Raw genomic sequence first — 26502 nt, forward strand, 5'->3', positions numbered from 1 at the left:
CTACCTTTCAGAAATTTTTTGTGTAAGAATAATATCTTGATAACTTGTATGCTCAGTTCTGCCACACCATGAGCCATAATGGGGAGGAGTCTGCATTTCTAGTCCATACTTATTTAATAGGGTAAGAATATCTTTCTCAAGATAGGCAACTGCGAAATTCGGGATTTCTTTATTTAGAACATAACAATTGTCAATTTGATGATAAAAACCTAACGTACTTAGACCTGCATTTAAAAAATAGGAAGATTCAGGGTTAATTAAAAAGAAAGTAATGAAACATCTCCCATCCTTTTTTAAAACTCGAGAAATTTCACTTAAGTAATGTTCCAATTCTTTCGGAAGGAGGTGGGTAAATATAGACGTTAAAAAAATAAAATCAAATGATTCATCTTCATATGGAAACTTGTATTGGGAAGCATCTTCTTTTCCATCAGGATTATAGAATTGATTATATATATCGACATGTTCAAAATGGAAATTGTTACGGCGTGTTGAAATGTTATTTTTGCACCATGTAATTCCCTTAGTGAATAAGTCAAATCCATAATAAGTACCATCATCGTTTAAATAATCCATTAATGGAACCGCCATCCGGCCGATACCGCAACCTATATCTAACACTGTTTCATTTGGTTTTACATTGCCAATTTCAATAAAATACTGCATAAACTCTTTTCCAACTTCTTCAAAGTCACCACCTACATATTGAACGAGTTCTGGAGGTGGAATTAATGTGGATTTTCTCTTATTTTCGTTCATACATTCACTCCGTCCTTATAGTAAAGTAGGGGATTTCTATTGTATATAAGTTCATCAGTTATAGTGAGGGGAACTTTACACGATTGGTTCTTATGAATAAGTAGTGTAAAGTTCCTCTCAAAAAAATAAACTTGTATTCTATTCTTTCCGCCAATAAATACCGAAATCATCAATTTTAGTAATAGGAGCTTGTAAGTTTCTTTCATTTCTGAAATCTGTTACAGCTTCTGCGCATGTTACTAATCCGTAGTCATCAATAATAATAAAGCCACCTGTTGACACTTTATCGTATAAGTTTACAAGACTATCCATCGTTGATTCATACATATCACCATCAAGGCGAGCAATTGCAATTTTTTCTACCGGTGCTGAAGGTAATGTATCTTTAAACCAACCCTTTAAAAATTTCACCTGATCATTTAATAAATCATATTTTCTAAAGTTCTCTTGCACTGTTTCTAAAGAAACCCGTAAGTAATCGAATGTGTGCAAGTAATCACCGTAATCTTTCGGGTATTGTTCTAAGTTAGGTGCTGGTAGACCTTCAAACGAATCGGCAACCCACACAGTACGATCCGTAATGTTGTTTGCTTGTAAAAAACCATTCATAAAAATGCATGATCCTCCGCGCCATACACCAGTTTCAATAAAATCACCTTCTATATTTTCACGGACAACAGTTTCCATAGCTTCGTGTAATTGATTCATACGTTTTCGGCCAATCATACTATGTGCTGCTCTTGGCCAATCTTTGCCGCCTTGCCGCTCACTTTTTGAAACGTTAGGGTCAACGATTTTTAAATTGTGATTTTCTACGTACTGCTTAAGAAATAAAGGAAGCGGAACAGTAACTGGTTCATATGATAGCTCTTTAGATATATGTAACGAAGCAGGTAAGTATGGTTCGTATTCTAACCATATTTCAAATAAAATTGTTTTCTTTAATAATTCAAGATAAAGCTGAACAGCTGATTTATTTTCCATATAAGTGCCTCCTGCGGAATGTCATACAACATTATGACTATGTAGAAAAGAAAGATTTAATGATTGAATTTACAAATGAAAAAGCAGTAAGACTAATACCAGTCTTACTGCTAAGTACAAAATTAAGCAATTTTCTCAATAATAATTGATGCACTTGTACCAAGAGCTAGTGATAATCCAATTCCTGTAACAACTGCTTCAACGAGTGATGGTGTTGTCGTAATTTGTGTAATGGCTTGGATAACGATAGGAGCTCCAAGTGAAATTAAACTTGTGCCCGCTCCCGGCACAGTAACCCCATTAACTTGAATTGCAAGACTTCCTAATACACTTACTGCCGCTGTATAAGCAATAACCGTAATTTTATAAAAACCAGTTTCACTAATTACGAAAGTATCGGCATCCATTTGAGAAATTGCCGTACCAAATTGAGATCCAACGGTATTAAATGGTACTGGATCATTAATTCCAAGAGCTACAGAAATTGCAGCTGAGTTAAAGGCATACAATCCTGCTGGCAGTCCTAACCCAGAAGGTCCAGTTGGCCCAGTTGGCCCAGTAGCACCAGTAGCACCAGTTGGTCCAGTCGCGCCAGTAGCACCAGTTGGCCCAGTCGGTCCAGTAGCACCAGTAGCACCAGTAGCACCAGTTGGCCCAGTTGCGCCGGTAGCACCAGTCGCACCAGTCGGCCCAGTCGGCCCAGTTGGTCCAGTTGGTCCAGTTGGTCCAGTTGGTCCAGTCGGTCCAGTTGGTGCAGTCGGCCCAGTTGGTGCAGTTGGCCCAGTCGGTCCAGTCGGTCCAGTCGGTCCAGTCGGCCCAGTCGGCCCAGTCGGAAGGGTAAACGGCGGTATCGGTGGTAATGTTGGTCCTACAAGATTAGGGTCAAATGCACTAGCTGATAAAGATTCATCGGGATTTAATCCATCTGAATAATTATTATTTGACATAAATTCACCTCCATAAAGCGTTCATTATATAGTAGATGCAAAACCGGAAGAAAATGACACGGACATTTGAATTATTGAAAAGAAATCTTAAACTGCTTGTGCAAGTTAAAAAAGTGGAAAGTTTATTGTATGTATAACATATGAATGATTTGGAAGAGGGTGATTATGTTGACCAAGCAAGGAATTACAATTAGTTTATGTATGATTGTTCGAGATGAGGAAGATACAATCGGTCGATGTTTAGACGCAGTAGAAAAAATTGTTGATGAAATTATTATAGTGGATACAGGTTCCATTGATCGGACGAAAGAAATTGTAGCTCAATATACTTCTAACATATATGACTTTCCATGGATTAATGATTTTGCGGCAGCTAGAAATTTTTCTTTTTCGAAAGCAACGCAAGAATATATATTCTGGTTAGATGCTGATGATGTGTTATTAGAAGATGCGCAAGAGGCATTGAACTTATTAAAAAGAGAATTAGATCCTAATGTGGATGCCGTTTCGATGCCATATCATCTTGTAATGGATTCTAACGGGAAACCTTTATATTGTACAAGAAGATATCGACTTGTAAAGCGTGAAAAACAATTTCAATGGTTTGGAAAGGTGCATGAGTATTTAGCTATTTTTGGTGAGATTTTTAATAGTAATGTTGCGATTACGCATAAAAAAGAAAAGAAAGTAACGAATCGTAATTTGAAAATTTTTCAAGATGCTGTAGTAGCTGGGGAAGAATTGAGTCCGAGAGATTTGTTTTATTATGCGAATGAATCTATGGATAATCAAAAATATGATGATGCAGTTTTACTATATGAAACATTTCTTAATCAAGAAGAGGGTTGGTATGAAGAGAAAATTTATGCATGTGGTAAATTAGGAGATTGCTATGCAAAGCTTGGATCATGGGAAAAGGCAATTGAATCTTGCGTGAAGTCGTTTCGATATGATGTTCCAAGAGGAGAGAATTGTACAAGAATAGGATATATATATATGGAACAACAAAAGTATAACGAAGCGATATTTTGGTTTAAACTTGCAACGGAAGTACCAATGGCGACGGAGAGTCCGTTTCATAGTCCGGCGAGCTACACATGGCTTCCTTATTTACAAATGTGTATTTGTTATAGCAAGTTAGGTGAGCAAGATAAAGCTTATTATTACAATGAATTAGCAGCTTCTTATGTTCCGAATAATGCTGCAATTGAATATAACCGCAAATATTTTCGGAGTGTTTTTGATAAACAATATAAATCGTTATAGGCAGCTTTTTTTAGAAATGGCTCATTGCGATTCTAACTCTAATAGATTAGCTATATAGTAAAGTATCGGCAATGTAACTAGTACTGGTTACATCTATAGACTTTAGATGAAATTTATATTTCAAATTCAATTTGCATAAGGAGTGTGTAAAATGAATTCTCCAAAAAATTCTTTATATGAAGAAAAGTCTGGGCATTATTATAATGCAGTGAATCCGAATGTATTAAAACATATAAAAAAGGAATGGAAAGAAGTTCTTGATATCGGTTGTTCGAGTGGTGCACTTGGAGCTGCCATAAAAGAAAATGGCACACGTGTATCTGGAATTGAGGCATTCCCAGAGGCGGCAGAACAAGCAAAAGAAAAACTAGATCATGTTGTTTTAGGCGATATAGAAACAATGGATATGCCGTATGAGGAGGAGCAATTTGATTGCGTTATATTTGGTGACGTATTAGAGCATTTATTTGATCCGTGGGCGGTAATAGAAAAAGTAAAACCGTATATAAAGCAAAATGGTGTGATTTTGGCTAGTATACCGAATGTTTCACACATTTCAGTATTAGCTCCCTTACTTGCTGGAAATTGGACGTATACAGAATATGGTTTATTAGATAAAACACATATTCGCTTCTTTACATTTAATGAAATGCTACGAATGTTTTTAAAAGCAGGCTATTCAATTAGTAAAGTAGATCGTGTATATGTTGATCATAAAATGTATGAGCCGCTTATTGAGGAATTATATGGTATTTGTAAAAAATATCGTCTTGGAAGTGGCTTCATGGCTGAGACGGTTGTATTTCAATACATTATTGAAGCAGAAAAATCACAATTATGAGTGCAGCAGATAAAACAATATTATTTGTTACGTGTATAAATGATCGGAAAATGTATGCACAATGTGCACGACATATATTACAATTGCCAGTTCCTCCAGGATACACGATACAGTTTATGCCGATTCGGAATGCGAAAAGTATGACGAGCGGATATAATCAAGCAATTTCGCATCCGGCAAAATATAAAGTGTATATACATCAAGATGTTTTCATTGTAAATGTAGGGTTTTTATATGGATTACTTCAATTGTTTCAAGAACATGAACATCTTGGAATGATTGGTATGGTTGGAGCCCAATATGTTCCTCCAAATGGAATATGGAATGTAGGCAGAGGAGTTGTTGGAAAAGTCATTGGTTATATGAATGATTTATTTTATATGGCAAGTCAAGAAAAGCCGTATCATGACTCAAAAACATTTATGCCTGTAGAATGTATTGACGGTTTATTAATGGCAACACAATACGATATTCCATGGCGGGAAGACTTGTTTGATGGGTTTGACTATTATGATGTGTCTCAATCGTTTGAATTTAGAAAAGCGGGCTATACAGTTGGGGTTCCTGTACAGCGTGATGCGTGGTGCATTCACTATCATATCGATGTGGATATGACCAACTATGAAAAGTATAGAAAGATATTTGTAGAGCACTATATGTCAGATGTAAATCAAGACGAATAGAGGGGCTACAAAATGAAAGATCATACAATATTAGTCGTTGTTTGTATAAATAATGAAGAGCTATTTGAACAATGCGAGAGACAAATAAGAAACCTTTTTGTTCCCCCTGGTTATGTCGTACAAATTTTTCCGATACGAGATGCGAAAAGTATGGCGAGTGCATATAACCGAGCGCTTTCATATCCCGCGAAGTATAAGGTTTATATACATCAAGATACTTATCTTATTAATCGAGAGATGTTTTATACACTCATTTCTCTTTTTAAAGATAACGAAAAACTAGGTTTAATTGGAGTAGCTGGCGCCCAGTTTTTACCGAGCAACGGGATATGGTGGGAAGGGAAAAATTTAGTAGGGAAAGTGATTGAGTACAGGAGACAGAATTATCAATTATTAAATTTAGATCAAGTTTTTTATGGGAATCAACCATTTTTGTCAGTTCAGGCAATTGATGGTTTATTGATGGCAACGCAATATGATATTCCGTGGCGAGAAGATTTATTTCAAGGATTCCACTTTTATGATGTGTCGCAGTCTTTAGAGTTTCAAAAGGCGGGTTATTTAATTGGTATCCCTAATCAAGCAAATGTATGGTGTATTCACTACAACGGGGATGAGTTTGATGCGGATACATATGAGAAGGATCGGAAAGTGTTTGTAGAACATTACAAAGATATATTATCTCCATCATAAGGGAGAGATGCAGGGTGAAAGGAATTATTTTAGCAGGTGGAACTGGGTCGAGATTATATCCCATAACGAAAGTAACGAATAAACATTTGCTTCCTGTTGGACGTTATCCAATGATTTATCATGCGGTATATAAGCTAAAACAATGCGAGATTACAGATATTATGATTATTACAGGTAAAGAGCATATGGGAGATGTTGTTAGTTTTTTAGGGAGCGGTCAAGAGTTTGGCGTGTCCTTTACGTATCGTGTGCAAGATAAGGCTGGCGGAATTGCGCAAGCATTAGGGCTTTGTGAAGATTTCGTTGGGAATGATCGCATGGTAGTTATATTAGGAGATAATATCTTTTCTGATGATATTCGTTCGTATGTTGAAGAGTTTGCAAATCAAAAAGAGGGTGCGAAAGTACTGCTGCAATCTGTAGATGATCCGGAGAGATTTGGCGTAGCGCATATTCAAAACGACAAAATAATTGAAATTGAAGAAAAGCCGAAAGAGCCGAAAAGTTCCTATGCAGTCACAGGAATTTATTTGTATGATTCGAAAGTCTTTTCTTATATAAAAGAATTAAAACCTTCCGCAAGGGGAGAACTTGAAATTACAGATATTAATAATTGGTATTTAAAACGAGGTGTACTTACTTATAATGAAATGAGCGGTTGGTGGACGGATGCAGGAACTCACATTTCTCTTCAAAGGGCGAATACGTTAGCGCGGGATATAAACTTTGGTAAACAGTTTAACGGAGAATAGGTGAGAATATGAAAGTTATAGAAACAAACTTTACTGACGCAAAATTGTTAGAACCGAGGTTATTTGGAGATGGGCGTGGCTTTTTTACTGAAAGTTATAATAAGAAGGTGTTAGAAACATTAGGGATTACGTATTCATTTGTACAGGATAATGTTTCATATTCAGCGGAAGCGGGAACGATTCGGGGATTACACTTTCAAAAAAATCCGAAAGCACAAACGAAACTTATTCAAGTTATGCAAGGAGCAATCTATGACGTTATCGTCGATTTGCGAAAAGATTCTCCAACGTTTAGGCAGTGGAGAGGATATATTTTAAGTGCAGATAATCATCGGCAATTATTAGTACCAAAAGGATTTGCGCACGGTTTTTGTACACTTGTTCCGCATACGATTGTTATGTATAAAGTAGATGAGTATTATAGTGCTGATCATGATTCAGGGGTGCTTTGGGGTGATAAAGAATTAGCAATTCCATGGCCGGTAACAAGTCCTATTTTGTCTGACAAAGATCGAATATTACCATCACTCCAGGAATGTGAAGATAGTTTTTGAGTAGGAGAGTTGTTTATGAATATATTAGTAACAGGTGGAGCTGGATTTATTGGAAGTAATTTTGTGCATTATATGTTACAAAGCCATGAAACATATAAAATTATTAATTTCGATGCATTAACATATAGCGGGAATTTAAATAATGTGAAGTCTCTTCAAAATCACCCGAATTACTCTTTTGTAAAAGGGGAAATTCAAAATGGAGAGCTGCTGGAGCATGTTATTCAGGAACGTGATGTGCAAGTCATTGTCAATTTCGCAGCTGAATCACATGTGGACCGTAGTATTGAAAATCCGATCCCTTTTTATGATACAAATGTAATTGGGACAGTCACCTTATTAGAATTAGTAAAAAAATATCCGCATATTAAACTCGTGCAAGTATCAACGGATGAGGTGTATGGATCTTTAGGAAAAACAGGGCGATTTACCGAGGAAACCCCGTTAGCTCCAAATAGTCCATATTCTTCAAGCAAAGCGAGCGCCGATATGATAACTTTATCTTATTATAAAACATATCAATTACCAGTTATCGTAACGCGTTGTTCCAATAACTATGGACCGTATCAATATCCTGAAAAATTAATTCCGTTAATGGTTACGAATGCGCTCGAAGGAAAAAAATTACCGTTATATGGCGATGGATTAAATGTAAGAGATTGGCTACATGTAACGGATCATTGCAGTGCGATTGATGTTGTTTTGCATAAGGGACGTATAGGAGAAGTATATAATATAGGTGGAAATAATGAAAAAACAAATATAGATGTTGTGGAACAAATTATTACTCTCTTAGGAAAAACGGAAAAGGATATTGAATATGTGACAGACCGTTTAGGACACGACCGCCGTTATGCGATTGATGCAGAGAAAATGAAGAATGAATTTGATTGGGAACCGAAGTATACGTTTGAGCAAGGGTTACAAGAAACGGTGCAATGGTATGAGAAGAATGAGGAATGGTGGAAACCATTAAAAAAGTAAGGGGCATATAAATGAGAGAACGGATTATCATAACAGGAGCAAATGGTCAATTGGGAAAGCAACTACAAGAAGAGTTAAATCCTGAAGAATATGACATATATCCATTTGATAAAAAGTTACTAGATATAACAAATATATCCAAAGTGCAGCAAGTAGTACAAGAAATAAGGCCACATATCATTATTCATTGTGCAGCGTATACGAAGGTTGATCAAGCTGAGAAAGAACGAGATCTTGCTTTTAGAATAAATGCAATAGGGGCTCGAAATGTAGCAGTTGCCTCACAATTAGTGGGGGCGAAGTTAGTTTATATTAGTACGGATTATGTATTTCAAGGTGATAGACCGGAAGGGTACGATGAATTTCATAATCCGGCGCCGATAAATATATATGGTGCTTCTAAATATGCGGGAGAGCAGTTCGTCAAAGAGTTACATAATAAATACTTTATCGTTCGTACATCGTGGTTATATGGTAAGTATGGAAATAATTTTGTGAAAACGATGATGCGATTAGGGAAAGAAAGAGAAGAAGTATCTGTTGTAGTGGATCAAATCGGTTCTCCTACGTATGTGGCGGATTTAAATGTAATGATTAATAAGCTCATTCATACTTCTTTATACGGTACGTATCACGTATCCAATAGAGGATCATGTTCTTGGTTTGAATTTGCAAAGAAAATATTTTCGTATGCAAATATGAAAGTGGATGTATTACCGGTTTCAACTGAAGAATTTGGAGCGGCGGCAGCGAGACCAAAATATTCTATTTTCCAACATAATATGCTACGATTAAATGGTTTTTTACAAATGCCTTCCTGGGAAGAAGGATTAGAGCGTTTTTTTATAGAAACAAAAAGTCATTAACATTTTAAGTTAATGACTTTTTTGTTTGCCTTTAAGAGGTTTTATGTTACTATAATTATAGTATCAGGTACTAATAACAAGTATAAGTATTTCTGGGAGGATATATCATGGAACTATTACAAGGGAAAACATTTGTTGTTATGGGCGTTGCGAACCAAAGAAGTATTGCATGGGGAATTGCTCGCTCTTTGCATAATGCAGGTGCAAAATTAATCTTCACATATGCAGGAGAACGTTTGGAGAGAAACGTTCGTGAATTAGCGGATACATTAGAAGGACAAGAATCACTTGTATTACCTTGTGATGTAACAAATGATGAAGAACTTACCGCTTGTTTTGAAACAATCAAGCAAGAAGTTGGTACAATTCACGGTGTTGCACACTGTATTGCTTTTGCAAATCGTGACGACTTAAAAGGTGAATTTGTAGATACTTCTCGCGACGGATTTTTACTTGCACAAAATATTAGTGCATTCTCCTTAACAGCTGTAGCAAGAGAAGCGAAGAAAGTAATGACAGAAGGCGGAAATATTTTAACGTTAACATATCTTGGCGGCGAGCGCGTTGTGAAAAACTATAACGTTATGGGCGTTGCAAAAGCTTCATTAGAAGCGAGCGTGAAATATTTAGCGAACGATTTAGGTCAACATGGCATTCGCGTTAACGCTATTTCAGCAGGTCCAATTCGTACGTTATCTGCAAAAGGTGTAGGCGACTTTAACTCAATCTTAAGAGAAATTGAGGAGCGCGCACCACTTCGTCGTACAACAACTCCAGAAGAAGTTGGGGATACGGCAGTATTCTTATTCAGTGATTTAGCACGCGGCGTAACAGGAGAAAACATTCACGTTGATTCAGGGTATCATATCCTAGGATAATTATAATATTAAATGTTAAAGGACAATCTCAACATGTAGAGATTGTCCTTTTTATTTGTTCTTCGAAAGAACGATTTTTAACGAAAGTTCTTACCATGTGATGAATATAACTATAGTAGTACACGATTTATCCGACTTTAATGGGCAGTAAGACCCCCACCTCAAAATTCAGCGAAAGCAAAGAAGTTAGGTGGGGGATCAACTGCCCATAAAAGTCCGATTGGTTAGGGCTAATAATCAGTGGGGGATGAAGAACCCCCCCACTGATTAAAGTTTCACTTTATCCAGCTACGTATGGAAGTGGGAGGGACGAGTGTGAAGAATAAAAATAAAAGTTCAACAGTTGGAAAACCGTTGTTATATATTGCGCAAGTAAGTTTGGAACTTGCTGCACCGAAAATAAAAAGAATTATCTTAACAAACTTTGAAAATGAGGATCGAAGAGAGGAAAGTAATAGAAACGAAAATGTTGTAAGTAGTGCTGTGGAAGAGGTCATAGAACAAGAACAGGAACAACAAGAGGAGCAGCAAGTGGAAGGGAAAATAGAAGAAGAGGAACGAGTACAAGAACAGCAAGAGCCAGTGAGAACTGTTCCATATAATAAATCATTTAAGGATATGAATAACGAAGAGAGAATTCATTTTTTATTAAATCGCCCTCATTATATTCCGAAAGTAAGGTGCAGAATAAAAACAGCTACAGTCTCATATGTTGGATCAATCATATCGTATCGTAATGGAATTGTAGCGATTATGCCACCAAATAGCATGCGAGATATTAAGTTGTCTATAGATGATATCCAATCAATTAGTATGGCTGGCTTTTAAATATGTAAAGGTGGTAGAAATCTTCTACCACCCCAATAGTTTTTTAGTTTACTTCACTTATTAGATAGAAACGTCGCGTAAGCACTGGATAGCACAGAAACAGCTTAAATCAACAGTAAGGCAAGTGTTAGTCGATACTAATCTTGCATTTGGTACAGCTAAAAACGTACAAATTGGATTATCACCAGGCGGTACAGGAGAACCGTCACCTAATACAACAGTTAATACACGTAGCACAGCACAGCTATCATCATCTACACTTTCCACACGGAAAATTGGAGATTGGCAGCTAACAAGGCTTGCAGATGGTGCAAATGCTTCAAATGCTGTTCCAGCTTTTGTGTATAAAATAAAAGGACGTGTATTTGCTACTGAAGCACTATTGTGTGCCCCTAAAAATGGGATTTCACAACCAGATCCACACGTTGTTGTAGAACAATCTTGTAATTCATTGATGAATTTTACAACGTCAACTACACAATGAGAAGAGCCATGGTGTTTATTTTCGTTACAACTCATTAATGTCACTCCTTATCTTCTTGTTTGTATTTACATTAATAAGATATTGGAGTCGAGGAGATTTGGTCACAATCTCAAGACCTTTTTTTTTAAATAGGCGAAAGAAGATAAGGGAAGGTGGAATCATGCTGTTTACAAGTTGGCTTTTATTTTTTATTTTCGCGTTAGCGGCTTTTAGGCTCACCCGTTTAATTGTTTATGATAAAATTACAGCTTTTTTGCGAAGACCGTTTATTGACGAATTAGAGATTAAAGAGCCGGATGGAAGTGTATCAACTTTTACAAAAGTAAAAGGTAAAGGATTAAGAAAGTGGATTGGCGAATTATTAAGCTGTTATTGGTGTACAGGTGTATGGGTTAGTGCTTTTTTATTAGTGTTATATAATTGGATCCCTATCGTTGCAGAACCGTTACTTGCGTTATTAGCTATTGCAGGAGCAGCAGCAATCATTGAAACGATTACAGGATACTTTATGGGAGAATAATATATTTTCATAATACGAGAAAAAGCGGAGTTTAAAAGAATGAGGGAACGGAAATAAAGAGTTGTTCATATAGTAAATAGACAGAATTGACAGTAGAGGAGATGTTTGCTGTGAGCAATAATCCAAGGCGAAATTCATATGACCTGCAGCAATGGTATAACATACAGCAACAGCACCATGCACAACAACAGGCATATCAAGAACAATTGCAACAACAAGGATTTGTGAAGAAAAAAGGATGCAATTGTGGGAAAAAGAAGAATACAATAAAACACTATGAAGAATGAAACACTCATGCTACTGTGAGTGTTTTTTATTATACATATAAAAAGCGGTATTTCAATGAAGAAATACCGCTTTTTACTAACTAATTTGTGAAACTGTTAATGCTGCAGCACGGATGTCTACAGTTCCAATTAACTCAACTGGTACAATTTGAATTAAGTCACCAGGGTTTAAGTTAATAAGAATAACACCACTGGATACGTCTACTTCACCAGTACCAATAACGTTAGAACGAACCGCTGTACCTGATCCAGGAATAATGTTAGCCGGTGTACCTAATGATAAGAAGAAACGACCAGCCTCTGGTGCAGTAGGTACATTATCAAGACTAATTGTTAATGTATAACTGATTTGATAAATACCAGCTCGTAGAATTCGAATGCCATCTCCGACACTTACTGTATCATTTATTACAGGAACAGGAATATTTGGGTTTGGACTTACGCTAGGTAATAGTAGTGGTGTAAATAATGAAGCGAACTGAGGTGCAGACGCGTTGAAAGCAAAACCGAAGGCAGGTAGTGTACTAGCTGGTTTCGCCTCACAATCGATTTTTGTAAATTCGCAATCAGAAGAGAACATGTTTTTCACTCCTTTATCTGTTTCTACTTTCAGTTAATGAAAGGGACAGGTTCTATGTTCTAGACAAGTTCCCAATTTTAAGAAATTTACATAATAATACTCGTTAAGCATGGATTGGGTGGCAGATAATTCTGCCACCCAATCCATGCTTAACTCATTATTTAGTTTTAAATCGTAACATCACGTAAGCATTGAATAGCGCAGAAGCAACTTAAATCAACAGTAAGACAAGTGTTGGTCGATATTAATCTTGCATTTGGTACAGCCAAAAACGTACAGATTGGATCGTCACCAGGTGGCACAGGAGAAGTATCACCTAATACTACAGTTAATACACGCAATACAGCGCAATCATCATCATCTATACTCTCGACACGGAAAATTGGAGATTGGCAGCTAGAAAGGCTTGCAGATGGCGCGAATGCTTCAAATGGTGTTCCGGCTTTTGTGTATAAAATAAAAGGACGTGTATTTGCTACTGATGCGCTATTATGTGCTCCTAAAAATGGGACTTCACAACCAGATCCGCATGTTGTTGTTGCACATTCTTGTAGTTCATGTATAAAACGAACGACATTAGATACACAGTTGAAATCAAAATCATGTTGATGATCTTCGTTACAATTGCAGCTCATTATGTTCACTCCTTCTCGTGAGTTCTGACATACACTATTACAATATGAGTGGGATATGGTTGATATTACGTTAATTCTTATGATAAAAAGAGGGAATTTATATAGGAGGGATGTACATATTGCAATATAAAAAAAGACATCCTTATTTCGTGGATGTCTTTTCAGGTAAATCTTTTCGCACAGTATACAAAAAGCGAGATATATCTAATTTTTTTCCTCTAAAAAATTGCGGAGAGGAAATATACAATTCTTCTTTCGCACGTGTAATTGCGACATAAAGTAGTCGGCGTTCTTCTTCTAAAGCTTCAGAAGTCTCTGTAACACGATCATTTGCATCTTTTAAAGAAGAAGTATGAGGCAGAATACCATCGCTCGCCCCGAGTAAAAAGACACATGGAAATTCAAGGCCTTTTGCGTTATGAATAGACATAAGCGAAACAGCATCTTTTTGTGGCATTGTTTTTAATGCTTCCATTTCTTTTTGCCCTTGAATTGCTTCATCAATAAATTGTAAATAAGCTGGAATGTCGGTGAAACGAGTAGCAGACTCCATTAATTCTTCTAACATTTCTTCTTGTATATCTTTATGCATCGTAAAGGAAGAACGATCGTTACTTTGTAAGTACTCTAAATACTTTCCTTTACCATGAATAATTTCTTTTAATGCTTTTTTCGGTTCTAATTCTTTTATAAATTTAATAAAATCGATACGCTCATTTACCTTTTTCACTTGAAAAGGTTTTAAGCTCGGATTTAATAATAAGAAATGAAGAAGAGAAGGGAAACGACCTTCCCCATATTTCCATTGTTCACGTTCAATAAATGAAATACAATCATCACGTCCGATATACATCGTTGGCAATATGTTTGAAAGTGATTCTAATCGAAATGGTTCAATTACTAGTCGTAAATGATCCAATACAGGCTTAATTAACGAATGTTCATAAAATGACTGACTCGCACCGTGCTTAATAAATGGGATTTTATGAATGGTAAGCTGATCAAGTAACGAACGGCTTACAGAATGTGTACGATACAGCAAACAAAAATCTTTATAGCTTCGTTCACCGCTATCAACCTTTTCTTGAATGAGCTGCAAAATTTGATTTGCTTCATCAAGAGTTGTAGCCGGTCTTGCGTAAAAAGGTTGTACGCCTTCTTCACGAACAGAATATAGCTCTTTATCAAACCGTTCTTGATTTAGTTTGATCACTTCATTTCCAAGTCCGACGATAAAAGGATTGGATCGATAATTCGTATTAAGGGCGATAATCGTAGTGTTATCAAATTCTTTTGGAAAAGATAAAATAATTTGGTGACTTGCCCCTCGCCAACCGTATATCGCCTGATCGTCATCACCTGCGATAAATAAATTATTTCTTGGCGAAGCTAACAATTTTACAATTTCATATTGAGCATACGATGTATCTTGGAACTCATCTACTTCAATATAGTGGAAACGTTGTTGTAATTGGGTAAGCAAAGGAGCGTTATTTTCTAACATATAATATGTTTCTAATAAGATATCATCGAAATCAATATAATTATATCGTTGTTTCACTTCTTCAAAACGCTCGTATACTTCTTTAAATTCTTGTTCAACGGGTGTTTTTGCTTTTACATCTTTCGGACGATTCAATTTGTTTTTCTCAAGTGAAATCATCGCGAGCATCGTTTCAGCATCATAATCGTCTTTTAAACGTAATTCTTTTAAAATCTTCTTTATCATAATTTGTTTATGTTTTTCGTTTGCTAAAATTTGCTGATTATATCCTTGACTACGAAGTAATTTTAAAAAGACAGAGTGGAACGTACCAGCAACAACGTAGCTACTTGCGGCATGATTCATACCTGGTAAATTCGCTACACGATTTCGGATTTCTTCAGCCGCTTTTTGTGTAAATGTAAGCAATAAAATATTTCGCGGATGAACTTGTTTCACATTTACTAAATAACCTACGCGAGTTGTTAAAACAGATGTTTTCCCGCTTCCGGCACCAGCTAATGTAAGAACAGGACCTTCTGTCGTTCGAACGGCCTCTAATTGTTTTTCGTTTAAAAATACATTTTGTTGTTCGAGAGCGCGGAAATACGCCGCATCTGCATCTTCTTCCATAATTAAATGGGTAGATGTTTTCGGAATATGATATGTTGCACGCGGAATATCAGCGTGCGTTAATGATTTTTGTGAAAATTTTTCTTGTGTCATACATTCACCTTCAAAACTATAGCATCAACATTTAACTTTAGCGGAAGAAAAAGAAAATAGCAATGTAAAAAACAGGAGGGGATACCTCCTGTTTTCAAATTACAATTCTTTTATCATAACGACGTGAGGAATATTTGCTTCCATGAATACATCAGAACTCGTTACATATCCAAGTTTCTTATAGAAATCTTCAGCATGTGTTTGAGCATGCAACTTCAATTTTTGTAGCGAGTTTTCCTTCGCATATGCTTCAAGTGCATCCATAACAATTTTTCCAATTCCTTTTTTACGATGGGAAGCTAGTACGCAAATGCGTTCCATTTTTCCAATCCCATCAATGGTGCGAAAACGCCCAGCACCAACGGGAACATCATTATCATATATAACGACGTGTATGGAAGTTTTTTCAAACTCATCATACTCTTCTTTGGCAGAAACTTGCTGTTCATTTACAAATACTTGCTTACGTACAGAGAATGCATCTCTTAGTTGTTCGTCCGTTTGTACGATCTGTGCATGCAAATTAGTTGTTCCCCTTTCCAAGGCGGAATGTTTCGTGTACAGTCCATGTTCCGTTTTCTAATTGATATAGAAGGTGGAAGCGGTCAATTGGTTGTTCATAATAGAAATCTTTCATACGTAATCGACCTAGTACATCAGCATGCTCTGCATCAGATAAGCCTTGTCCGATTGTTAAATGAGGTACGAAAGCGTATTCGCGTTCTTGTGTAAAGAACCCGCTGTGCATTTCCTCATTTAAGAAAGTAAGTTCTGGTGTTTTTTCTACTTTAAAATAAAGAACATTATTAACAGGTGCGAATGAACCAACTTTTCCAACGTGAAGGGTAAAAGGGTTCGTTTTACTTGCGATTGTATGTAATTCGTTTACAATCGATTCTAATTGTTCGTCTTGCGTCTCAAAGGGTGTTTTCAATGTAATATGTGGCGGAACTAATGCGTAGTGTGGATCATAACGTTTACGCAATCCGTTCGCTTTATCTTGAATCATTTTAGATGGAAAAATTACAATGCCTAATTTCATGTTCCAATTCCTCCCTTTGTAAGTCTAGTTAGATTTTGAGAAAATAACTCTCTTAATCTATTATATCAAATTATTCTGAATACTGCTCTCTATTATTTCATTGATAGCATATGAGAGAAAGCTTTCGGTAAATCAGTTTGCCAATATTTCCACGTATGATTACCTTCAAACTCCTCGTAATACGTGATGAAATTTCTATCTGTCAGAAGCGTATTCAGTTCACGGTTCGGCCCTACGAAATCAGATACTTGTCCATCAGTACGCTTTACAGCTGTTTCTTCTGTCCCAATAACGTGATAAAGCTCTAGCGCCTCCGGATTTTTGAAGTCTTTTGCTAAGTTCATTACTGTTTCATCCACAAATGGTGATTGCATAACGACTTTACCGAATGTATGCGGATACATCAGTGCGGTCATAAAGGAAACCGTTCCGCCAAGTGAATCACCAATTAACACACGACCTTTTCCCATTTGGTACGTTGGATAATTTTCATCGATATATGGCGCAAGTTCATGAGCAAGGAAACGAATATAAGCAGCGTTTTTAACTTCGCTTGGGAAATATTTTTCTTTACGATCGTGTACATTTTTATATGGAATACCGACAATAATTGTACGGTCAATTTCTTCAGTTTCACGAAGGCGCTCAATTACACGGTGTGCTTTACCAAGCTGAAAATAATCTCTGCCATCTTGTGCAATGACTACTGTATGTTTGTGCAGCGGTGTGTAATTTACTGGTAAGTAAACGAGAAGTGTAACATCTTCTTGAAGTGATGCACTATAAAATGAAATCTCTTCAATTCTCCCAATTGTTTGATTCATGTAGATCCCCCTAAATAAAAATTTACTGTAATGATTGTAAGAGCGACGCTTGTAGTGAAAAAGAAAGAAATATTCACTAATAGGTGCTTTCGTTTCTATTTTACCATAATGGTACGAAGAATCTAAAAAATTAGTATTTAAGTTAGGGAAGAAAACGGATATAATGAAGTGGGATTTTTGACAGGTGAGAGGGGAGACGGAATTTGAAACAAGAAAGATCAATCGCGCTACCATTAGCTATTTCCATTATAGCCATTTCATTCGCAGCAGTTTTTGTAAAGATGTCCTCGGCACCATCTTCCATATTAAGTATGTATCGATTATGGATTATCGTACTTCTTATGCTGCCTATTGTTTGGAAAAAACGGGAAGAGTTTAGTAAGATTCAAATAAAAGATTGGGGATTTTTAATCGGATCTGGTTTCTTTTTAGCACTTCATTTTCTTTTATGGTTTGAATCTTTAAAGCATACAACAGTTGCGAGTTCGACAATTATTTTAGCGCTTCAACCAATCGTATCTTTAGTTGGAGGTTTTTTCTTATTTAAAGAAAGAACAACATACTCAGCCATTGCGACAATGGGAATTGCGATATTAGGTGTAGTGTGTATTGGTTGGGGAGATTTAGGACTAAGTGAACAAGCAATTTATGGCGATATATTATCCTTTTTAAGTGTAATAGCAGTTGTCGGTTATTTATTTATCGGCCAAACGACAGTAAAGAAAGTATCACACTGGATTTACAGCTTTACCGTTTTTGCATTCGCAGGTATTTTTATGGGGATTTATAATATAGTGTTGCAAGTGCCTTTTACGGGTTATACAAAGTGGGATTGGACCGTTTTTCTTTTACTTGCGGTCGTGCCGACAGTGTCACACGTCATTAATAATTGGTTATTAAACTACGTAAATGCAACAACAATTTCGATGAGTATTTTAGGAGAACCCGTTGGAGCATCTATACTAGCGTTCTTCTTACTCGGTGAAAGACTAAATGCTATGCAAATGATCGGTAGCATGCTCGTATTGTTTGGTGTATCTGTTTTCTTACTACAGCAACAAAAACGAACAGCAAAAAATGTAGTAAATGAGCCGGCTTATACACAGGAATTATAATGTTAGAGGGGAAAAGAGAAGTTGTAATACTTCTCTTTTTGTTTTACAGAAATATAGGGGAGGAAGGGGGAGGGAAATGGAAGAAATATTAAAGAAGTATATGCAGAACCTTACAACACTAAGTGAAGAAGAGCAGCACATGATTCTCAGTGAATTACAAATTGGAGAATATAAAAAAGGAACAGTGCTCTTAAGGCAAGGAGATGTCCCTTCGAAATGTTATTTTGTATTACAGGGATGTATTAGGCAACATTGTATAGATGAAACGGGGAAAGAGGTTACATCAAATTTCTATACAGAAGAACAAGCAATCGTAAATTTTAATCACCATAAACAAGATAAAGCATCCCCGCATACGTTAACGTGTTTAGAAGATTGTCTAGTTGTAGTTGGCGACCTGCACAGTGAAAAGGACATGTATAAGAAATATTCACAATTAGAAGAAATGACACGCCAAATGATTGAATACAATTTCGGTGAGGTACAAGAAGAACTTTCATTATTCATTGCATCGACACCAGAAGAGCGTTACAAATCATTATTACAAAAACGACCGCATTTAATCAATCGTGTTCCTCAATATCAATTGGCAAGTTATCTAGGTATTACGCCAGAATCATTAAGCAGAATTAAGAAACGACTCAAACAGTAGTGTTTTTTCCACCTTTAATCAATAGCCATATACTAAATCCGAGTTCACCTGCGATCATCGGTAGTTGAAAGACAACATTAAGAATGGAAATCATCGCATCATATTGTGAAAACATTGTATTTATGACGTGAATTACGATATAACCGATAGAAGCCAAGAATAGTAGTATACTAATACATTTCGGTATATGTTTACATAGAAAAGCTACATAACCTAAAACGAAAAGATGTAAGCCGAAAATGATTAACCCTACAGACCAAATGTATTCGAATGCACTGAGAGACAACATCACATATGTTTCTGGATTCGCAATCATACTTTTTGAAAGTAGCAATGCCAATATTAAATTGAATATGGCGATTCCAAGTATTGCTGTATACATAAGACGAAGCAAGGCAGCTAGTAATGAGAGGCTAGTATGAATTGGTTTTAGAAAGAAATAAAGAGCCCACGCGGCGACAATATCAGTAATGAAAATGATAATCCAACCGAAGATTTCCGCTTTGAAAAGTGAATTTGAAGTTTGGATATTATGGAATGTCACGCTCGCGTTTTCTTGTACAACGAGATTTCCATGAACAAAACCGTAAGAAAAAAATGCAATGAATGCCATAACAAGAAGAGAAGAGCCAGCAAGTAATGCATACTTTCGTTCAGTCATAATACGTCCTCCTATCCTAATGGTGTTTTCATTGTAATAGAGAAGAAGAGGAGGTTCATTGACTTAAATCAAGAGAGGAGAAGTTTAGTGGAATTTCCATCAAAAAAAGATGTATGGTTATATCCGATTTTTTTCGTTGTCATTGGAGCCTGTTTTGCTCCAATATTTGCAGGAAGAGAATATTTTCTTTTATTTTTCACAATCCCATTGGCCATCTTATTTATGTGGAGTTGGTTTTCAACAAAATATATCGTCGGAGAAGAAAGAATTACTATTAAATCGGGTTTCGTTAAAAAGCGCATATTTATACGAGATATAAAACGAATTTCAAATACGAAAAATCCAGTAGCAGCCTATGCTTTATCGTTTGATCGACTTGAAATTGTTTACGGTGCACATCAAACAGAAATTATTTCTCCTAAAGATAAAGAGCAATTCATCAATCTCGTTACAAGTAAAAATTCACACATTGAAACAAAGTAAAAGAGTGGCTACGAAGCCACTCTTTTACTTTGGATTTGTCATATAAGGTTGTACATGAATCATACATAGGTCACGGAACTTTCCTTCAGCAGTTGTGACAATTAAGACTGCTCTACCTGCACTTTTTCCAGTAATCTTTACCGTATTACCTTTTGGGTATATTGTGATAACATCAGCATTCATATTTGTCCAAATAAGTTCTGTATTCGTTGCTTGCACTGGCAAAACAGAAGCTGATAGCTCAGTGCTTTGTCCCGTTCTTACTTTTAACTTGTTTTTTTCCATATGAACACCAATGACTGAAATAACAGAAGGAGCAATTGAAATTTTAGGTGGATTAGGTTGTATGTTCAAACAAGACGCAGAAGTATTTGTGATAGGTGAAAATTTTCGTGTTTGTTGTTGCTGGAAAGCTGCTAACATGTTGGAGTCCCCTTTCTGTATAAGTGCTGATAGTACTACTATAAAGGAGTAGTGTTACGTTTAATTTAATGAAACATAAAGAAATTGTTAAATTCGAGCAGAAGATTGTCGAACTTTGATATAAAGAAAGCTCTGCTGATACAATAACAGCAGAGCTTTTCCTTTATAGATTATGATTATGTTGTTTTTCGAAATTCTCAAATTGCTCTTCAATTTCTTTTGAAGGTTGTGTTAGTAAACTAACAATTACGATTACTAGTAAACTAATAGTGAAACCAGGAATCATTTCATATAAGAATTCTTTTAAGAATTTGAATTGAGTCCAAATAATGACTGTAGCGGCACCAGAAATCATACCAGCAAGTGCGCCCCACTTCGTCATGCGTTTCCAATATAAGCTTAATAAAATAGCAGGTCCGAATGAAGAACCAAATCCAGCCCAAGCGTATCCAACAAGAGCTAAAATCGTATCATTTTGTTTAAACGCTAAAGCGCACCCAACTAATGCAATAACAAGTACAGCCATACGACCGACAAATACAAGTTCTTTATCAGAAGCAGAACGTTTAAAGAATGTACGATATAAATCTTCTGTTATAGCACTAGAAGTAACGAGTAACTGAGATGAGATTGTACTCATAATCGCTGCTAAAATCGCTGCTAATAAAAATCCAGTAATAAGTGGGTGGAATAAAATTTTTCCTAGTTCAAGGAAAATTGTTTCTGGGTTAGATAATGTTAACTCTTGTTGTGAGTAGTAAGCAATACCGATAAGGCCAGTAAACATAGCTCCGACAACAGAGAAAATCATCCAGCTCATACCAATTCTTCGTGCGCTTTTAATTTCTTTTACAGAGGAAATCGCCATAAAGCGTACGATAATATGAGGTTGTCCAACATAACCAAGGCCCCATGCAAATAAAGAAATAATCCCTAAAGTAGAGGCACCTTTAAAAATATCTAAACGTGTTGGATCTACAGAACGAATTGTATCAAATGCAGGTCCAAGTCCGTTCGAATTCATAATTGTTACGATAGGAACAAGAATAAGAGCAACTACCATAATGATTCCTTGCACGAAGTCTGTCCAACTTACTGCTAAGAAACCACCAAATAATGTGTAAGCGACAACAACACCAGCTACAATGAATAATCCAACATGGTAGTTCATACCAAATGAATTTTCAAATAATACAGCGCCTGAAACTAATCCTGAAGCTACATAAAAAGTAAAGAAAATCATAATAACAAGTCCGGATACTAAGCGTAGCATGTGAGATTTGTCGTGGAAACGGTGTTCCAAAAATTCTGGGATAGTAATAGAGTTGTTTGCAATTTCAGAGTAGGTACGTAAGCGAGGAGCGACATATAGCCAGTTTGCGTATGCGCCTAGTGTCAGGCCGATCGCAATCCAACTACTACTTAATCCAACGCTAAACATTGCACCGGGTAATCCCATTAAAAGCCAACCACTCATATCGGATGCTCCAGCACTTAATGCTGTTACTGCGGGGCCTAGTGTACGCCCGCCAAGCATATAATCTGTTAAGTTGGACGTTCGTTTGTAGGCGAAATAGCCAATTACTAACATCCCGAGCATGTAAATAGAGATAGAAGTTAAAGTTAACATCTGCGTACTCATGTAGTTCCCCTTCCTTTTGTCATGTCTTTTGATGCGTTATGCATATTTATAATCTATCATGATTATTCTGAAAAATCCATACAGAAATACGAATTTTCAGAAATGTAAGCGTTTTTTGATGTTATTTTACTTTTTTAATATATAATATTCATACAAAAAAACCTTATTTTTAATAGAGTATTTATTATATTTACATAAAAAGCGGTTGTTTTGTCAATATAATATTGAAAGGAAAGAAAAATAAAATTTTTGAAAAAGTATTGACTTGTGAAAAAAGTCAGGTCTATAATGAGTGCAACTTAAAAAAATGCAAGCGTTGATGAAGAAGAGTACACATGATGAACATGTCAGAGAGCTGATGGTTGGTGCGAATCAGTATGGAATTGATGTGGAATGGGCTTCGGAGCTTCCAAACCGAAACGACAGAAGTAGGCTTTGGCGACATGATCTCATCGATACAAGAGACACGTATTGTTTTTGATACGGTAAAGTGCGTTACATTCGTAACGAATTAAGGTGGCACCACGGGAGTACCCGTCCTTTTTATAGGATGTGTACTCCCTTTTTGTGTATAAAAAATTAAATAAATGAAATCGTTGAAGTAAGAAGAGTACGTATATTGGAGACGTTACAGAGAGCCGGGGATAGGTGGGAACCCGGTGCGGTGTCATATACGGAATGGGCTTACGAGAGGTATGCTGAACAATTATTTTCAGTAGGCAACCCGGGTTCCGCCGTTACAAGGATAAGGTATATATTTTGTACCTGAACAAAGCGGGATGCTTTTGCATCCAACACGAGGTGGTACCGCGGTATATTTATCGTCCTCTACATATTTTCGATATGTAGGGGACTTTTTTATTTTTCAGGGCGAGGTGAAGGACATGATGACGAAAGAAGAATTTATAAAACAAAAAAGAGAGAGAAAGACATTTTTAGTAATCGCTGAAGAAGAAGGAGATAGCATTACGCCAATTTCTTTATATAGACGTATGAAAGGGAAGAAGAAATTCTTATTAGAAAGTTCACAGCTTCATCAAGATAAAGGGCGTTATTCTTACTTAGGATGTAATCCTTATGGAGAAGTGAAAAGCGTTGGTACGGAAGTGGAACGAACGATTTTCGGTCAAACAGAAAAGTTACAAGGTAACGTACTACAAGTGTTAGAAGAAGTGATTGCGTCAGCTCAAGTAGACAGTCCATTTCCTTTTTGCGGAGGAGCAGTTGGTTATATTGGCTATGACGTTATTCGGCAATATGAAAACATTGGAACAGATTTACACGATCCATTGAATATTCCAGAGGTACACCTTTTACTGTACCGTGAGTTTATCGTGTATGACCACTTACGTCAAAAGTTGTCGTTTGTATATGTATGTAGGGAAGATGATTCAGCAGATTATGAAGAAGTATACGAAAGGCTGCGAGTATACAAAGAGGAAGTGCTACAGGGAGAAGAAGCGGAAGTAACTGAAATAAGATCAACATTATCATTCACTTCTTCTATAACGGAAAAAGAATTTTGCGTTATGGTAGAAACGGCGAAAGAATACATCGGGGCCGGGGACATATTCCAAGTCGTATTATCCCAGCGTTTACAAAGTGAATGTATTGGTGATCCATTCGCGTTATACCGAAAACTACGAATTGCCAATCCATCACCATATATGTTCTATATCGAGTTTCAAGATTATGTTGTACTCGGTTCTTCGCCAGAAAGTTTGCTATCGGTAAGAGAGGATAAAGTGATGACAAATCCAATTGCTGGTACGAGGCCGAGAGGGAAGACAAAGCAGGAAGATACGGAAATTGAAAAAGAGCTGTTAGAAAATGAGAAAGAACGAGCAGAGCATATGATGCTTGTAGATCTTGGGCGAAATGATATTGGTAGAGTGAGTGAAATCGGCTCGGTTACGATAGATAAATATATGAAAGTAGAAAAATACTCTCACGTTATGCACATTGTATCTGAAGTTTACGGAACATTGCGAAAACAAATGGGCGGATTTGATGCATTAGCGTACTGTTTACCAGCGGGGACGGTATCAGGTGCTCCGAAAATTAGAGCGATGGAAATTATAAATGAGCTAGAGAATGAAAAAAGAAATGTATACGCCGGTGCAGTTGGATACGTTAGTTTTTCAGGAAATCTTGATATGGCGCTCGCCATTCGAACGATGGTTGTGAAAGATGAGAAAGCATACGTTCAGGCAGGAGCGGGTATTGTCTACGATTCAGACCCAGTTGATGAATATGAAGAAACGTTAAATAAAGCGAGAGCGCTTTTGGAGGTAATGAAATGATTGTACTGATTGATAATTACGATTCATTCACATATAACTTGTATCAACTGTTAGGTGAATACGAAGAGGATATTGTTGTCGTAAGAAATGATCAAATAACGATAGAACAATTAGAAGAAATGAAGCCGAAAGGAATTGTGCTTTCACCAGGACCAGGAAAACCAGAGGATGCTGGCATTTGTATTGAAGTGATTCGTCATTTTTATAAGAACGTTCCCATATTAGGTATTTGTCTTGGACATCAAGCAATTATATCAGCATTTGGAGGAGATATTGTAAGAGCAGAGCGCATTAAACACGGAAAAACATCCCGTGTGAAACATAACGGAACGTCAATCTTTTCATACGTGACACAGCCGCTAACAGCGATGCGCTACCATTCTCTTGTTGCAGAGCAAACGAGCTTGCCAGAGTGTTTTGACATATTAGCGACAGCGATGGAAGACGGAGAAATAATGGCAGTCCGTCACAATTATTATCCGCTCTTCGGATTACAGTTTCATCCGGAATCAATCGCGACAGAAGAAGGCGGAAAGTTAATATGTGCCTTTTTAGGCGAAGTGAAAGAGGAGGAAAGAGTATGAATAACTATCTTCGTAAATTAGTGGAGGGACAACATTTAACAGAAGAGGAAATGTATAAAGCAGGGCTTCTTTTATTAAATGAAAACATATTGGAAAGTGAAATTGCAGCTTTCTTAGTCTTACTGAAAGCGAAAGGTGAAACTGCAGAAGAAATATACGGTCTCGTCCGAGCTCTTCGTGAAAAGGCATTACCGTTTTCGAATCATATAAAAGGAGCGATGGACAATTGCGGGACAGGTGGTGACGGTGCCCAAACGTTTAATATTAGTACAACATCGGCATTTGTACTGGCAGGAGCTGGTGTAAAGGTTGCAAAACATGGTAACCGTGCTGTTTCTAGTAAAACAGGAAGTGCAGATTTATTAGAAGAACTCGGTGTAAATATTAGCAGTACGCCAAACGAAATTGATTATTTATTAGAGCATGTCGGCATTGCATTTTTATTCGCACCAGCGATGCATCCAGCATTAAGGCGCATTATGAAAATAAGAAAAGAATTAAATGTGCCGACGATCTTTAATTTAATTGGTCCTTTAACGAATCCGGTGAATTTAGAAACACAATTTGTCGGCATTTATAAACGAGACATGTTACTACCAGTTGCGCAAGTATTACAGAAACTAGGAAGAAAACAAGCACTTGTCGTAAATGGAAGTGGATTTTTAGATGAAGCATCATTGCAAGGAGAAAATCGTGTTGTCATTTTAAAAGATAATGAAATAGTAGAAACGAGTATTGAACCTGAGAAATATGGTTTCTCAATAGTGAAAAATGAAGAGATTAGAGGCGGAAATTCGAAAGAAAATGCAAAGATTACGCTCGGCGTGTTAAGTGGAGAAAAGAGTGTCTATCGCGATACTGTTTTATTAAATGCAGGCCTAGCCCTTTTCGCAAATGGAAAAGCAGAAACGATTGAAGAAGGAATTACACTAGCGGCACATAGTATTGACTCAGGAAAAGCATTAGCCAAACTAAACTTATTAATTGCAGCAAGTAACGAAAAATTAGAAAGGGTGAATTAAA

At 36.6% G+C, this 26502-nt stretch carries 31 protein-coding genes and 2 other annotated features; of the genes, 18 read left to right on the top strand and 13 right to left on the bottom strand.

The window, feature by feature from the left end; all coding sequences use genetic code 11:
* From EKQ63_RS07750 to EKQ63_RS07760, 3 genes are all read right to left on the bottom strand, one after another.
* Positions 1–759: a class I SAM-dependent methyltransferase gene (locus tag EKQ63_RS07750; protein WP_087951675.1), complete on the bottom strand. Its 759-nt coding sequence runs from the start codon at positions 757–759 to the stop codon at positions 1–3.
* 138 nt (positions 760–897) lie between these two features.
* Positions 898–1743: a TylF/MycF family methyltransferase gene (locus tag EKQ63_RS07755; RefSeq protein WP_061183201.1), complete on the bottom strand. Its 846-nt coding sequence runs from the start codon at positions 1741–1743 to the stop codon at positions 898–900.
* A gap of 122 nt (positions 1744–1865) precedes the next feature.
* Positions 1866–2690 (bottom strand): BclA C-terminal domain-containing protein, encoded by an 825-nt coding sequence (locus EKQ63_RS07760; protein WP_143880935.1) that lies wholly within the window; start codon positions 2688–2690, stop codon positions 1866–1868.
* Between the two features lie 165 nt (positions 2691–2855).
* Between EKQ63_RS07760 and EKQ63_RS07765 the strand changes: the two genes are divergently transcribed.
* From EKQ63_RS07765 to EKQ63_RS07810, 10 genes are all read left to right on the top strand, one after another.
* Complete coding sequence (locus tag EKQ63_RS07765; protein WP_061183199.1) at positions 2856–3956, top strand: glycosyltransferase; 1101 nt, start codon at positions 2856–2858, stop codon at positions 3954–3956.
* A 151-nt stretch (positions 3957–4107) separates the two neighbouring features.
* Positions 4108–4797, top strand: coding sequence for a class I SAM-dependent methyltransferase (locus EKQ63_RS07770; protein ID WP_016716878.1), 690 nt, complete (start codon positions 4108–4110; stop codon positions 4795–4797).
* Positions 4794–5480 carry a glycosyltransferase family protein gene (locus tag EKQ63_RS07775; protein WP_001271197.1) on the top strand — a complete coding sequence of 229 codons (687 nt, stop codon included), beginning with the start codon at positions 4794–4796 and terminating at the stop codon, positions 5478–5480. The genes EKQ63_RS07770 and EKQ63_RS07775 overlap by 4 nt, the downstream gene beginning before the upstream one ends.
* Positions 5481–5492: 12 nt before the next feature.
* Entirely contained in the window at positions 5493–6173 is a 681-nt protein-coding gene (locus EKQ63_RS07780; protein ID WP_000651514.1) for a glycosyltransferase family protein, read from the top strand.
* A gap of 14 nt (positions 6174–6187) precedes the next feature.
* Positions 6188–6925, top strand: a complete 738-nt coding sequence (locus EKQ63_RS07785; RefSeq protein ID WP_087951678.1) for a sugar phosphate nucleotidyltransferase — start codon at positions 6188–6190, stop codon at positions 6923–6925.
* An 8-nt stretch (positions 6926–6933) separates the two neighbouring features.
* Positions 6934–7479, top strand: coding sequence for a dTDP-4-dehydrorhamnose 3,5-epimerase (gene rfbC, locus EKQ63_RS07790; protein WP_087951679.1), 546 nt, complete (start codon positions 6934–6936; stop codon positions 7477–7479).
* A 15-nt stretch (positions 7480–7494) separates the two neighbouring features.
* Complete coding sequence (gene rfbB / locus EKQ63_RS07795) at positions 7495–8463, top strand: dTDP-glucose 4,6-dehydratase (RefSeq protein ID WP_143880936.1); 969 nt, start codon at positions 7495–7497, stop codon at positions 8461–8463.
* 11 nt (positions 8464–8474) lie between these two features.
* On the top strand, positions 8475–9329 hold the full coding sequence (gene rfbD / locus EKQ63_RS07800) for a dTDP-4-dehydrorhamnose reductase (protein ID WP_087951681.1): 855 nt from the start codon (positions 8475–8477) through the stop codon (positions 9327–9329).
* A 107-nt stretch (positions 9330–9436) separates the two neighbouring features.
* On the top strand, positions 9437–10207 hold the full coding sequence (gene fabI / locus EKQ63_RS07805) for an enoyl-ACP reductase FabI (RefSeq protein ID WP_000421885.1): 771 nt from the start codon (positions 9437–9439) through the stop codon (positions 10205–10207).
* A gap of 294 nt (positions 10208–10501) precedes the next feature.
* Positions 10502–11035 carry a spore coat CotO family protein gene (locus EKQ63_RS07810; RefSeq protein ID WP_087951682.1) on the top strand — a complete coding sequence of 178 codons (534 nt, stop codon included), beginning with the start codon at positions 10502–10504 and terminating at the stop codon, positions 11033–11035.
* A 60-nt stretch (positions 11036–11095) separates the two neighbouring features.
* Here EKQ63_RS07810 and exsY read toward each other — a convergent pair whose 3' ends face one another.
* Complete coding sequence (gene exsY, locus EKQ63_RS07815) at positions 11096–11554, bottom strand: exosporium assembly protein ExsY (protein WP_001277726.1); 459 nt, start codon at positions 11552–11554, stop codon at positions 11096–11098.
* A 125-nt stretch (positions 11555–11679) separates the two neighbouring features.
* Here exsY and EKQ63_RS07820 point away from each other — a divergent pair, with 125 nt between their 5' ends.
* Complete coding sequence (locus tag EKQ63_RS07820; RefSeq protein ID WP_087951683.1) at positions 11680–12039, top strand: DUF1360 domain-containing protein; 360 nt, start codon at positions 11680–11682, stop codon at positions 12037–12039.
* Between the two features lie 101 nt (positions 12040–12140).
* Entirely contained in the window at positions 12141–12326 is a 186-nt protein-coding gene (locus EKQ63_RS07825) for a cytochrome C oxidase subunit III (RefSeq protein WP_087951684.1), read from the top strand.
* 76 nt (positions 12327–12402) lie between these two features.
* On the opposite strand, the gene exsF is transcribed toward EKQ63_RS07825, so the two are convergent.
* The 6 genes from exsF to EKQ63_RS07855 form a co-directional block, all read right to left on the bottom strand.
* Complete coding sequence (exsF, locus tag EKQ63_RS07830) at positions 12403–12906, bottom strand: exosporium protein ExsF (protein WP_088327845.1); 504 nt, start codon at positions 12904–12906, stop codon at positions 12403–12405.
* A 167-nt stretch (positions 12907–13073) separates the two neighbouring features.
* Positions 13074–13541, bottom strand: a complete 468-nt coding sequence (cotY, locus tag EKQ63_RS07835; protein WP_001277715.1) for a spore coat protein CotY — start codon at positions 13539–13541, stop codon at positions 13074–13076.
* A 142-nt stretch (positions 13542–13683) separates the two neighbouring features.
* Positions 13684–15750, bottom strand: coding sequence for an ATP-dependent helicase (locus EKQ63_RS07840; RefSeq protein WP_087951686.1), 2067 nt, complete (start codon positions 15748–15750; stop codon positions 13684–13686).
* 99 nt (positions 15751–15849) lie between these two features.
* The gene (locus tag EKQ63_RS07845; RefSeq protein ID WP_143880937.1) at positions 15850–16272 is read right to left on the bottom strand and encodes a GNAT family N-acetyltransferase; all 423 of its coding nucleotides are present in this window, start codon (positions 16270–16272) and stop codon (positions 15850–15852) included.
* 1 nt (position 16273) lies between these two features.
* The gene (locus EKQ63_RS07850; protein WP_000765878.1) at positions 16274–16792 is read right to left on the bottom strand and encodes a YjcG family protein; all 519 of its coding nucleotides are present in this window, start codon (positions 16790–16792) and stop codon (positions 16274–16276) included.
* 92 nt (positions 16793–16884) lie between these two features.
* Positions 16885–17616: an alpha/beta hydrolase gene (locus EKQ63_RS07855; RefSeq protein WP_143880938.1), complete on the bottom strand. Its 732-nt coding sequence runs from the start codon at positions 17614–17616 to the stop codon at positions 16885–16887.
* A gap of 203 nt (positions 17617–17819) precedes the next feature.
* Between EKQ63_RS07855 and EKQ63_RS07860 the strand changes: the two genes are divergently transcribed.
* Entirely contained in the window at positions 17820–18731 is a 912-nt protein-coding gene (locus tag EKQ63_RS07860) for a DMT family transporter (RefSeq protein ID WP_087951689.1), read from the top strand.
* 76 nt (positions 18732–18807) lie between these two features.
* Positions 18808–19383: a Crp/Fnr family transcriptional regulator gene (locus tag EKQ63_RS07865; protein WP_087951690.1), complete on the top strand. Its 576-nt coding sequence runs from the start codon at positions 18808–18810 to the stop codon at positions 19381–19383.
* Here the strand turns inward: EKQ63_RS07865 and EKQ63_RS07870 are convergent.
* Complete coding sequence (locus tag EKQ63_RS07870; protein WP_087951691.1) at positions 19373–20044, bottom strand: DUF4386 domain-containing protein; 672 nt, start codon at positions 20042–20044, stop codon at positions 19373–19375. The genes EKQ63_RS07865 and EKQ63_RS07870 overlap by 11 nt on opposite strands.
* A gap of 87 nt (positions 20045–20131) precedes the next feature.
* Between EKQ63_RS07870 and EKQ63_RS07875 the strand changes: the two genes are divergently transcribed.
* Positions 20132–20527, top strand: coding sequence for a PH domain-containing protein (locus EKQ63_RS07875; protein ID WP_087951692.1), 396 nt, complete (start codon positions 20132–20134; stop codon positions 20525–20527).
* Positions 20528–20551: 24 nt separating this feature from the next.
* Here EKQ63_RS07875 and EKQ63_RS07880 read toward each other — a convergent pair whose 3' ends face one another.
* Complete coding sequence (locus EKQ63_RS07880) at positions 20552–20950, bottom strand: Ig-like domain-containing protein (RefSeq protein WP_143880939.1); 399 nt, start codon at positions 20948–20950, stop codon at positions 20552–20554.
* Between the two features lie 163 nt (positions 20951–21113).
* Positions 21114–22592, bottom strand: coding sequence for a sodium/proline symporter PutP (gene putP, locus EKQ63_RS07885; protein ID WP_087951694.1), 1479 nt, complete (start codon positions 22590–22592; stop codon positions 21114–21116).
* A 307-nt stretch (positions 22593–22899) separates the two neighbouring features.
* Positions 22900–23137: a binding site (T-box leader), on the top strand.
* Between the two features lie 42 nt (positions 23138–23179).
* Positions 23180–23424, top strand: a binding site (T-box leader).
* 52 nt (positions 23425–23476) lie between these two features.
* On the opposite strand from putP, the gene trpE reads away from it, so the two are divergent.
* From trpE to trpD, 3 genes are read left to right on the top strand one after another with little or no spacing between them, the layout of a single operon-like run.
* Positions 23477–24895, top strand: a complete 1419-nt coding sequence (gene trpE, locus EKQ63_RS07895) for an anthranilate synthase component I (RefSeq protein WP_140421273.1) — start codon at positions 23477–23479, stop codon at positions 24893–24895.
* Complete coding sequence (locus EKQ63_RS07900; protein WP_087994561.1) at positions 24892–25479, top strand: anthranilate synthase component II; 588 nt, start codon at positions 24892–24894, stop codon at positions 25477–25479. Before trpE ends, EKQ63_RS07900 begins: the two co-directional genes overlap by 4 nt.
* Entirely contained in the window at positions 25476–26501 is a 1026-nt protein-coding gene (gene trpD / locus EKQ63_RS07905; RefSeq protein WP_087994560.1) for an anthranilate phosphoribosyltransferase, read from the top strand. The genes EKQ63_RS07900 and trpD overlap by 4 nt, the downstream gene beginning before the upstream one ends.
* The last annotated feature ends 1 nt before the right edge of the window (position 26502 follow it).

Source organism: Bacillus sp. BD59S, assembly GCF_007363175.1.
GTDB classification, from domain to species: domain Bacteria; phylum Bacillota; class Bacilli; order Bacillales; family Bacillaceae_G; genus Bacillus_A; species Bacillus_A pacificus.